The sequence below is a fragment of the Dendronalium phyllosphericum CENA369 genome (assembly GCF_016056275.1).
GTDB classification, from domain to species: Bacteria; Cyanobacteriota; Cyanobacteriia; order Cyanobacteriales; family Nostocaceae; genus Dendronalium; species Dendronalium phyllosphericum.
This window is the reverse complement of sequence record NZ_JAECZA010000126.1, coordinates 1-11,206: the sequence shown is the minus strand read 5'-3', so window position 1 is coordinate 11,206 and position 11,206 is coordinate 1. Positions and strand designations below refer to the sequence as shown.

Here is an 11,206-nt window from a genome sequence, read left to right as displayed (position 1 = left end):
TTGTATCCCACATTCCGCACCTAAAACTGGCACACAGAGAAAGCAGTAAGTAAATTCAGACTATTGGTAAAAATTGAGACAATAAAAACCGAGAAGTAAAGTTAATAGCCAGAATCAGGGTAGAAGTCAAAAAATAAATAAAATTAGCACTCTATAAGCTTCCATCATGAAAAGCTAAAAATAGTTGATGGGAAATAGTGTGAAAATGAATTCGCCCTTGAATATTGAAGTAAAAAATTTAGATCACCTGGGGATAGTAGCAGGAATCATTGATGAAATAGAGTTGGTAGACCAAATAAATAAAATACTGGGACAGCACCCGCAAGAAAAGGTAAGCGCGGGTCAGGCAGTTAAAGCAATGATATTAAATGGGTTAGGTTTTGTATCAGGAACGTTATATATGTTTCCTAAATATATGGATGGCTACGCCTGTGAAAATTTGTTAGGAGAAGGGATATTACCAGAATATTTAAACGATGACAGATTAGGAAGAGTATTAGACCAATTATATTTGAAAGGATTAAGTGAAATCTTCACTCTAGTAGCGTTAGCAGCAGTAAAAAAATATGGAGTAGAGTTGTCATCATTGCACTTGGATTCAAGTTCAATGCACCTACATGGAGAATATGAAACAAGCTTACCAGAAGTAGTGTTTGAAAAAAATGCAGTCACAGAGAATGAAAATAGAGTTCTAGAAGTAGCACCACAACCAATAAGTATTACCTATGGTTACTCAAGAGATCATAGACCAGACTTAAAACAATTTATTATCGAGTTAATTTGTAGCAGTGATGGAGATATTCCCATTTTTTTAAAAGCAGCATCAGGAAATCAATCAGATACGAAAGCTTTTGCGAAAACTCTCGTGAATTTTCGAGAAAATATTGATATAGATGCGTTAATGGTAGCAGACAGCGCATTATATAGTGCCGAAAACCTGAATTTGATGAACAACCTCAAATGGTTATGCAGAGTACCATTGACAGTGGGGTTAGCCAAGCAAATTCTATTAGAAATAGACGACAAAGACTTAATCCAAAGTGAAATAACAGGTTATTCATATATAGTCAAGTCTAGTAACTATGCTGGTATCGCTCAAAGATGGCTAATAGTTGAAAGTCAAGAACGGAAAAAAGCAGATTCTAAACAACTGATGCGCCGTGTTCAGCAAGCCCAAATAAATGCTCATCAAAAGCTCACGAAATTATGTAATGAAGAATTTGCTTGTCATCGAGATGCGAAAAAAGCAGCATTACATCTATCAGAGCAATTAAAATATCATCGGTTGACTGCAATTAAAATATTTAAAAAACAGTTAAAGCCAGAGAGTAAAAGCAAAAATAACTCTCAGACTGATTGGAAATATTGCTATCAGATTTCAGCGCAGCTAGAACAGGATAAAGAGGCAATCGAAAAAGACAATCGCGCTTCGGGAAAATTTATTTTAGCAACTAATGTTATTCATGAATCCCAACTGAGTCACTCAGAGATGATTAAAGAATATAAAGCCCAACAATCATGTGAGAGAGGATTTGCTTTTCTCAAAGACCCTTTATTCTTGACAGACAGCATATTTATCAAATCACCGGAGCGCATTGAAGCATTATCTATGATTATGGGTTTATGTTTGTTGGTTTATACTTTAGGTCAAAGACGGTTACGTGAAAGTTTATTAGCTCAAAATCAAAAACTAAAAAACCAATTAGGTAAACTTACATACCGCCCCACTCTCAGATGGATGTTTCAATGTTTCCAAGGTATTCATTTATTAATTATTAATGGTGTTTCACAAATCTCAAACCTCTCTGATGAAAGATTATGGATATTACAATTCTTCCCTAATGCTTGTCGTCGCTACTATTTATTAGTTTGATTGTCATTTCACTCCAGCTTTCCTTTTATCAACTTTTTTGAGTTACTCACTCTATTTTCAGTAACTCTACTTTTTTATGCAGTATTTTTTATAACCATCCATTTTTTTCTCAACTTCAGCTTGATTTTTGACTTTCCATACCTTATTACTTTGGTTTTTTATTAAAAACTAGCGGACATATTCCCTATCATTTCTTTTGTGGCACTTTCAGGTGCGGAATGTAGGCTATATACAATGGCTGACCTATAGGCCATTGCTGAAATTAGTAACAGTAATCGGCTGTGTCAAATATTATTCAAATCATGAGAAAATTAGTTGAGGATGCATAAAATAAATCTTGTAGTTGATGAGATTTACTAAACTTAACTATTGCCAATACTTGTTAATTAGTCAGATTAATTATACTCTCACAAATTTGGCAGAGCATTTAGAACAGATTAGTCATGATAAAATTAACCGCTATCTCAAGAATGAAAAGTTAACGCCAAGGTTGCTTTGGGATAATGTTAAAGAGATCATCGAAGTGAGTGAGAACGCATATCTAGTGTTTGATAACACAGGGTGCTGAGTGGGGAGTTGCGTATTTTCTTCTGCTCCCCTGCTCCCCTTGCTCCCTCTACCTTACGGCGAAGCCTTTTTCACCCGCCAACACTCTGGTGTTGGATGCACAAAAATTTGTCTAATATTACACTAGGAATTGGTCGTGGGCGCATTGTTTTTCTATCTACCCATACCCATAGCGCCTCTGCTGTTACTAACAAATCATCTTGGTTTTGTTTGCGAATTTCGTAGCATCGTGAGGAACGAGTACCGCGCATTTGCTGTACCCAAGTGGTAACTTCCAGCGTGTCACCTGCTACGGACGGACGTAAGTATTCAATTTCTACGCGCCGCATAACAAATACACCACCCAATTCTCGGTAGAAATCGAAATTGACACCCAGATATTCTGAGTGTTCTATAGCTGCCTGTTCTAAGTAGTTTTGGTAAACTGCGTTATTGACGTGTCCGAGGGCATCCATTTCATAGTGCCGAACGCGTAGTAGAGTTTTGAACGGTTGCATGAATTATGTGGTGCGACGCTGTTTGAGATAACTTTATATTAATTTTTTCACTTCAGCGTCACTGTTAACTCTACAGAAGTTGAAATCTTGCTTGAAAGAAGCAAAGATACTTCAGCTTGGAAATTATCTTTAATCCCGCAGGCGATCGCAATCCACCTCTTGCGCTTACTATCAATAAAATACTATGCAAATCTAATACATAGTATGTTCAAATCTATGATATTCGCGCCCAGGAATTGGATAAAATGAAATCCACTCCAGTGTTTTAGGATTTTGTCCAATTGATATATGTTAAATTAACTATCTCCCTCTAAGGTGGTGCGCGCTCTTTGCTCAACAAGTCAGTACTGAGAAAGAGTTGATAAGAGTAAAGCCACGTGATGCTTATGCATGATATATATATTCCATGAAAGAAGTAATCTTTTGATGGCTAAATTAATTACTTCCAAAGATAGTGTCAGCAGACGATTTATGCACTGGTTGCTGGCAGAAAACCCACAAGAAAAGAAAGGCCCTTACCGCAAAGAAGAAACACACCGCAAACACGCTTGGTGGCAGGTGATGTGTCTTACTGGTGTAGATTATTTCTCAACACTTGGGTATCAACCAGGAATTGCAGCAATAGCCGCAGGCGCTCTGTCTCCTGTAGCTACCTTAGTTTTGGTTCTACTGACACTTTTTGGAGCTTTACCAATTTATCGACGTGTTGCTGCTAAAAGTCCTCATGGTGAAGGTTCGATCGCAATGCTCGAACACTTGCTAGCGTGGTGGCAAGGTAAGCTATTTGTCCTGTGCTTACTCGGCTTTGTGGCAACTGACTTTATTATTACCATTACACTCTCAGCAGCTGATGCCACAGCTCATATTATCGAAAATCCGCTTGCCCCGAATTTTCTCGACCATCAGGAAATTGCCATCACCTTGGTATTAATTGCATTACTGGGCGTGGTTTTTCTGCGAGGTTTTAAAGAAGCTATCGGGATTGCGGTATTTTTGGTAGGAATTTATTTGCTGTTAAACTTGGTTGTCGTTGGTGTTGGTCTGTATGAGATTCTAAATCATCCATCTGCGATCGCTAACTGGAAAACAGCCCTTTATGCCCAACATTCCAACCCTCTTTTAATGATTGGTGCAGCTATTTTGGTATTTCCCAAGCTAGCACTGGGATTATCAGGTTTTGAGACTGGCGTGACAGTGATGCCCTTAGTAAAGGGTAGCAGCAATGATACCCCCGATCGCCCCAAGGGACGTATTCGGAATACGCGCAAGTTGCTTACTACTGCTGCGGTGATTATGAGTTTCTTTTTGCTTACCAGCAGCTTTATTACAACTCTACTGATTCCAGCAGCAGAATTTACAGTTGGCGGCAAAGCTAATGGACGCGCCCTTGCATATCTAGCGCATCTTTATTTAGGTAATACCTTTGGCACAATTTACGATTTAAGTACCATTACTATTTTGTGGTTTGCAGGTGCATCGGCAATGGCAGGGCTGCTGAATATTGTGCCTCGCTATCTGCCACGTTATGGTATGGCTCCTAATTGGACAAGAGCAACGCGACCTTTAGTATTAGTCTATGTAGCTCTTGCCTTTATTGTCACAGTTATCTTTCGAGCTAATGTCGAAGCCCAAGGTGGAGCTTATGCAACTGGCGTATTGGTGTTGATGAGTTCAGCCGCATTGGCTGTAACTTTATCAGTTCACCGTCAGAGGTCAAAACGGAACACATTTGTGTTTGCAACCATCACGCTGGTGTTTATATACACCACTGTGGTAAATATCATCGAAAGACCGGAAGGTATCAAAATTGCTTCGTTCTTTATTGGGGCTATTGTTTTCACCTCATTAGTTTCTCGGATTTGGCGTTCCACGGAACTGCGAACCGAGCGAATTGAAATGGACGAAAAAGCTCGCCAATTCATCGCTGAGGAAAGCCAAGGTGCAATCCGAATCATTGCTAATCGCATGAATAAAGGCGACGAGCTAGAGTATTTTCTCAAAGAAAAAGAGGTACGAGAAGACAATCATATTCCGCCTAGCGACTCTGTTATCTTTCTAGAAATTATGGTGTCAGATGCTTCGGAATTTGCTGATGTCATCAAAGTTAGGGGAGTGGAGGTTAATAATTACCGCATCTTGCGTGCTGAAAGTGCAGCAGTACCTAACGCCATTGCCGCTTTACTTCTTCATATCCGCGACCAAACAGGAAAGATTCCACATGCTTACTTTGGGTGGGTAGAGGGAAACCCGGTACAATATTTGATGCGTTTTATTTTGTTTGGTGAAGGCGATATTGCTGTTGTCACTCGTGAAGTACTTCGCAAAGCCGAGAAAGACCCGGAATGTCGTCCTGGTATTCATGTGGGAGGGTGATAGAAGAGGGTAGGGGGAGATGAGGGAGATGAGGGAGCTGACTCTTGTACAGACGCGATTAATCGCGTCTGTACGACAACTGACTCAGCACTTTGCTATATTTGCTCTTCATTAGGCATTTAAAGGCTGTTAGACTGGGATTATAAGTATAATTTCGTATATTTTTGCGAATTTATGGAGCCAGCATCACTAACAGCAGCGGCGATCGCAACCTTAGTCATTACCAAAGCTTTTGAAAAGACTGGTGAAATCGTCGGCGAAAAGGTTTGGCAAGAAGGCGAACAGTTGTTATCACTACTGAAGCGCAAAGAACCTAGTACGGCGAGTGCGATTGAACTGACTCAAGTACTACCTTTAGATTATAGTCGGGCTTATCTGATTGGGCAGCAAGTAGAGGAAGCGGCGCAGAAAGACGCTGAGATTGCTGAAGCAGTGGAAGCTGTAGCCAAGGAGGCACAACCGAAACTGACGAATACTATTATTGAAAATTGGCAGGGGATAAACATTAAAGGTGGGACTAATACCATTTCTGGCAATACCTTTAATTTTTGACTAGAGTCGCCCGAAGGGGAACGGGTAAAGTTAAATCCCTCTACTGAAATACCGCAAAATTTGCCCTTGAGTGGGGTGGTGGAATTTGTCGGGCGTGAAGAGGAATTGCGAAATCTCCACCAACTTTTGCAGGATAATAAACAAGTAGCAATAGCAGCGATCGCTGGCATGGGTGGAGTTGGGAAAACAGAACTCGCCCTGCAATATGCCATTCAGCAGCGCGAAACATATAACGGTGGGCTTTGCTGGTTGCTGGCGAAAAGTGGGGATGTGGGCATTCAAGTTGTGCAGTTTGCCAGAACGCAGCTCGATTTAAAGCCGCCAGAAGATTTTGATATACTCGCGCAAGTGCAATATTGCTGGCGGCGTTGGCGTGAGGGTGAGGTGCTGCTAGTGTTGGATGATGTTGGCGACTACCAAGAAGTTAAGCCTTACTTACAGTCGCTACCTTCCCGGTTTAAAGTGTTGATGACTACCCGCCAGAAGTTGGGACGCATCCCACAGTTATCTTTGGATGTGCTGCAACCAGAGGCGGCGCTGGAGTTGTTGAGGTCTTTACTCAAGGAAACACCAGAGCGAATTGAGCGAGAATTAGTTATAGCAAATCAGTTGTGTGAGTGGCTGGGATATTTACCTTTGGGTGTGGAATTAGTGGGGCGCTATCTGGCGCGGAAACAGGATTTATCTTTAGCAGAAATGTTGCGGCGGTTGCAGAACAAGCGACTAGATGAGCGTTCTTTGTCTAAATCTAAGTCGGAAGCCGACATGACAGCACAACGAGGTGTGTTAGCAGCCTTTGAGTTGAGTTGGCAAGAATTAGAAGACAGTGATAAACAATTGGGCTGTTTATTAAGTTTATTTGCCGCCGCACCCATACCTTGGAAGTTGGTGGAACAGTGTTTACCAGAGAAAGATGCTGAAGATTTAGAAGATATTAGAGACAATAAGTTGCTGAATTTGCATTTACTCCAGCGAAAAGACGAAGGAGTTTACCAATTGCATCCACTATTGCGGCAGTTTTTCCAATATAAGTGTACAGGTTTAGAAAAAGCAGAGGAACTTAAGCGATCATTTTGCCAGGTAGTGGTAGCAGTTGCTAAAAATATTCCTGAAACACCTACACTTAAGCAAATCACCGATGTCACCCCTACCATACCTCATATAGCTGAAGTCGCAAACAATCTCATTGAATATGTCAATGATGATGATTTACTTCGTCCTTTCATCGGCAACGCTCTATTTTACACTGGACAAGGATTATATACTCAGGCTGAACCTTGGTATCAGCAGTGTCTAGAAGCTATAAAAGAAAGCTTGGGAGAAGAACATCCTGATGTGGCCACTTGCCTCAATGACTTAGCTAGTGTTTACCATTCCCAAGGCAGATACAGCAAAGCCGAATCCCTATACATACAAGCATTGGCACTTTGGCGCAAACTGATGGGAGAAGAACATCCCGATGTGGCCACTTGCCTCAACAACCTAGCTAATGTCTACCATTTTCAAGGCAGATACAGCGAAGCCGAACCCTTGTTCATCCAAGCATTAGAACTTTGCCGCAAACTGATGGGAGAAGAACATCCCAATGTTGCCACTAGCCTCAACAGCCTAGCGTATCTCTACGCCTCCCAAGGCAGATACAGCGAAGCCGAACCCCTTTTTATCCAAGCATTGGCACTCAGGCGCAAACTGCTGGGAGAAGAACATCCCTCTGTTGCCTATAGCCTCAACAATGTAGCTAATGTCTACCATTTACAAGGCAGATACAGCGAAGCCGAACCCTTGTCTACTCAAGCATTAGCACTTAGGCACAAACTACTGGGAAAAGAACATCCCAATGTTGCCACTAGCCTCAACAACCTAGCTAATGTTTACCATTCCCAGGGCAGATACAGCGAAGCCGAACCCCTTTACATCCAAGCATTGGCACTTTGGCGCAAACTGCTGGGAGAAGAACATCCCAATGTTGCCACTAGCCTCAACAACCTAGCTAATGTCTACCGTGACCAAGGCAGATACAGCGAAGCCGAACTCCTTTTCATCCAAGCTTTAGATATTTCTGAGCAACGGTTAGGGGTGGATCATCCTGATACTGTTACTACTCGTGAAAATCTAGCAAATCTTCGCGATCGCCTTTCCTCAAATCCAGAATAGGCAAGTTTTGTACAAACTGTACCATGTTAAAAGTTAGATTTGCGATCGCCTAAACTCGGTCTTTCGTGTTCTGAACTCGGAGTTTCGTGTTCTAAACTCGGTCTTTCATGTTCTGAACTTGGTCTTTCGTGTTCTGAACTCGGTCTTTCGTGTTCTGAACTCGGAGTTTCGTGTTCTGAACTTGGTCTTTCGTGTTCCGAACGAGAAAGTTTCTGTTCCTAGTGACAACGTTTTAGTTTCGAGCTAGTCGTTCCGAGTTCTGAAGTGGAATGATGGTGTTGTAAAGGCGATCGCTCATCTGATACCAGTCTCATTTTACTCATAACGGTAATCGCCTCACCCGAAAAGTTTCATTATTTACAGAAATAATTGCCCCTACCTCTAAATCTTCTTGACATTCACGCAAAACTTGCGTCAACCGTTCATTAATTGCATCGTAATTTTCATTCCCTAACCTAAACAAAATGACACTGGGTAAACTATCCCCACTAACTGCTAAAAGCTGGGCAAAATCTAAATCTATAGTTAATAAAATTCTCCCTTCTGCACGGGCTTTAATTAAAATCTCATCATCTGATAGTCTTTGCAAACCTTCATCGCGCAAATGCACCACATTATAACCACCACTACGCAACCAAAATACAGTGCGTAATGAAATTCCCATATCTGCCAAAAACTTCATTATTATTTTTTAAGCACTTTTGAAGGGATAAACCCGCTCTTGAGTCAACCACGCCGCGTAAAGTAGAGATTGACGAATATCCTCTGGTTCTAAATCGGGATATTCTTCTAAAATCTCCGCTACAGGTTTGCTATTAGCTACCAAATTTACGACTAAAGAAACTGGAATTCGCATCCCTCGAATGCAAGCTTGTCCACCCATAATGCTAGAGTCAAATGTAACTCTGTCCAGACCTAACATAAAATTCTCTCTCTAAAATCTCGTTTCTCTTTACTGTTGGGCTTCATCTCTCTGGGTGGAATGATGGTGTTGTAAAGGCGATCGCTCCCCTTTAGATTGTAAACTTACAAGCGATCGCACATCAAATTCCCAGATTCCAAGATAAACTTCGGGCAAAGTTGACAAGTTGCATCAAGATAAGGCTATGCGATCGCACTCAAAAACCAACTTCAATCAACAGCAAACGCTACCCTATAACTCAGTAAACGCGATCGCGATCGCTCAAGCTTTGAAGTTTCAACTATGAAAACTTCTCCTCAACACAACTACCTCACCCCTGAAGAGTACCTCCAACTAGAGGAACAAAACTCTGTTAAACATGAATACATCGACGGCTACATCTACGCAATGGCTGAAGTACTCGATCCATATGTTACCATTGCCGGAAACCTTGCTGTTCTCCTGCGCGATCGTGTACGCGGTACTGGGTGTCGTGTTTACATCGCTGACATGAAAGCACGAATTGAATCTCTAAATCGCTTTTACTATCCTGATGTTATGGTTACTTGCGACCCACGCGATCGAGAAACACCAGCTTATAAAAGATTTCCTTGTTTAATTGTCGAAGTTTTATCTGATTCTACCGAAGCCTTTGACCGCGGCGACAAATTCGCTGACTACCAAGCACTGGAAAGCCTCCAAGAATATACTTTAATTAATACCAAACGTCAGCGAGTCGAGTGTTTTCGTCGCAATGATGAGGGGCTATGGATTTTACAATCTTACACATCAGAAAATCAATCATTTCGACTTAACAGTGTGGATTTCCAGGAGACAATAGTATCACTTTACGAAGATGTAGTTTTTGCATAATCGACTTATCATGAAGTATGCTACACGATGTTTAGTAAACTAAATATCTATTAAGGCCTTCAAAGTTTCCTAACCCGGCGGAAGCGTTAATGAAATTAGGCTACTTCATTCAATAAAAAAGTTATGGCGCTCATAGTTCAAAAATACGGTGGTACATCTGTCGGTTCAGTCGAACGCATCCAAGCTGTTGCACAACGCGTTTATAAAACAGTTAAAACAGGAAACTCACTTGTTGTAGTGGTTTCCGCAATGGGCAAAACCACCGATGGACTCGTCAAACTAGCTAATGAAATTTCCACAAATCCTAACCGCCGGGAAATGGATATGCTGCTTTCTACTGGCGAGCAAGTTACCATTGCTTTACTCAGCATGGCATTGCAAGAACTCGGACAACCAGCAATCTCGATGACTGGCGCTCAAGTCGGAATTGTTACCGAAGCAGAACACACCCGCGCTCGAATTTTGCATATTAAAACCGATCGCCTCATCCGTCACCTGAATCTCGGTAAAGTAGTTGTAGTAGCTGGCTTTCAAGGTATAGCCAGCACAGAAGAGTTAGAAATTACAACTCTGGGGCGCGGTGGTTCTGACACCTCAGCGGTAGCTTTAGCAGCGGCATTAGGAGCAAATTTTTGTGAAATTTATACAGATGTGCCGGGAATTCTAACCACAGACCCCCGCCTAGTTCCGGAAGCCCAGCTGATGGATGCAATCACCTGCAATGAAATGCTGGAACTAGCAAGCTTAGGTGCAAAAGTGCTGCATCCTAGGGCTGTAGAAATTGCTCGTAATTATGGCGTTCCCCTAGTAGTCAAATCGAGCTGGACAGATGACCCCGGTACATGGGTAACATCAGCCAAACCCCAAGGGCGATCGCTCATAAATTTAGAAATTGCCCGTCCGGTAGACCATGTAGAATTTGACACAGACCAAGCCAAAGTCGCTTTATTGCGCGTCCCCGATAAACCAGGCGTAGCAGCCAAGTTATTTGGTGAAATAGCCCGCCAAAACGTCGATGTAGACTTGATTATTCAATCAATTCATGAAGGTAACAGTAATGACATTGCTTTTACCGTCACAACACCCATATTAAAACGAGCCGAAGCAGTAGCAGCAGCGATCGCCCCAGCACTGAGAAGTAAATCTAACCCAAATTTTGACGAAGCTGAGGTGATGATCGAGCAAAATATCGCCAAAGTTAGCATTGCTGGTGCAGGCATGATTGGCCGTCCTGGCGTAGCTGCAAAGATGTTCGCCACCTTAGCCGAAGCTGGCGTAAACATCCAAATGATTTCCACCAGCGAAGTCAAAGTCAGTTGCGTCGTAGATGCAGCAGAATGCGATCGCGCCGTCTCCGCACTTCGTAACGCCTTTGAAGTGGAAGCAGGGGAGCAGGGGGGTAGAAGGGGAGCAGGG

10 protein-coding genes and 1 pseudogene are annotated in these 11,206 nt (G+C 42.1%); 7 read left to right on the top strand and 4 right to left on the bottom strand.

The window, feature by feature from the left end; translation table 11 throughout:
* The first annotated feature begins 205 nt into the window (after nucleotides 1-205).
* Nucleotides 206-1,873, top strand: a complete 1,668-nt coding sequence (locus I8752_RS20405; RefSeq protein ID WP_214434121.1) for an IS1634 family transposase — start codon at nucleotides 206-208, stop codon at nucleotides 1,871-1,873.
* A gap of 346 nt (nucleotides 1,874-2,219) precedes the next feature.
* Nucleotides 2,220-2,432: pseudogene (locus I8752_RS38960) on the top strand (IS701 family transposase); the annotation flags it as partial.
* A 79-nt stretch (nucleotides 2,433-2,511) separates the two neighbouring features.
* Here the strand turns inward: I8752_RS38960 and I8752_RS20400 are convergent.
* Nucleotides 2,512-2,937 (bottom strand): acyl-CoA thioesterase, encoded by a 426-nt coding sequence (locus I8752_RS20400; protein ID WP_214434120.1) that lies wholly within the window; start codon nucleotides 2,935-2,937, stop codon nucleotides 2,512-2,514.
* Between the two features lie 426 nt (nucleotides 2,938-3,363).
* On the opposite strand from I8752_RS20400, the gene I8752_RS20395 reads away from it, so the two are divergent.
* From I8752_RS20395 to I8752_RS20385, 3 genes are all read left to right on the top strand, one after another.
* A complete protein-coding gene (locus I8752_RS20395; protein ID WP_214434119.1) occupies nucleotides 3,364-5,310 on the top strand; it encodes an APC family permease in 1,947 nt (648 codons plus the stop codon).
* A 174-nt stretch (nucleotides 5,311-5,484) separates the two neighbouring features.
* Nucleotides 5,485-5,862, top strand: a complete 378-nt coding sequence (locus I8752_RS20390; RefSeq protein WP_214434118.1) for a DUF1565 domain-containing protein — start codon at nucleotides 5,485-5,487, stop codon at nucleotides 5,860-5,862.
* A 60-nt stretch (nucleotides 5,863-5,922) separates the two neighbouring features.
* The gene (locus I8752_RS20385; protein ID WP_225895785.1) at nucleotides 5,923-8,016 is read left to right on the top strand and encodes a tetratricopeptide repeat protein; all 2,094 of its coding nucleotides are present in this window, start codon (nucleotides 5,923-5,925) and stop codon (nucleotides 8,014-8,016) included.
* Between the two features lie 319 nt (nucleotides 8,017-8,335).
* Here the strand turns inward: I8752_RS20385 and I8752_RS20380 are convergent, their stop codons facing one another.
* From I8752_RS20380 to I8752_RS38100, 3 genes are read right to left on the bottom strand one after another with little or no spacing between them, the layout of a single operon-like run.
* Nucleotides 8,336-8,698 carry a DUF5615 family PIN-like protein gene (locus I8752_RS20380; RefSeq protein WP_214434117.1) on the bottom strand — a complete coding sequence of 121 codons (363 nt, stop codon included), beginning with the start codon at nucleotides 8,696-8,698 and terminating at the stop codon, nucleotides 8,336-8,338.
* Nucleotides 8,699-8,707: 9 nt separating this feature from the next.
* Nucleotides 8,708-8,938, bottom strand: a complete 231-nt coding sequence (locus tag I8752_RS20375) for a DUF433 domain-containing protein (protein WP_214434116.1) — start codon at nucleotides 8,936-8,938, stop codon at nucleotides 8,708-8,710.
* A 30-nt stretch (nucleotides 8,939-8,968) separates the two neighbouring features.
* Complete coding sequence (locus I8752_RS38100; protein ID WP_263985669.1) at nucleotides 8,969-9,103, bottom strand: hypothetical protein; 135 nt, start codon at nucleotides 9,101-9,103, stop codon at nucleotides 8,969-8,971.
* Between the two features lie 117 nt (nucleotides 9,104-9,220).
* Here I8752_RS38100 and I8752_RS20370 point away from each other — a divergent pair, with 117 nt between their 5' ends.
* Nucleotides 9,221-9,790: a Uma2 family endonuclease gene (locus tag I8752_RS20370; protein ID WP_214434115.1), complete on the top strand. Its 570-nt coding sequence runs from the start codon at nucleotides 9,221-9,223 to the stop codon at nucleotides 9,788-9,790.
* Nucleotides 9,791-9,913: 123 nt separating this feature from the next.
* A partial coding sequence (locus I8752_RS20365; RefSeq protein WP_214434114.1) for an aspartate kinase occupies nucleotides 9,914-11,206 on the top strand: 1,293 nt, incomplete at its 3' end.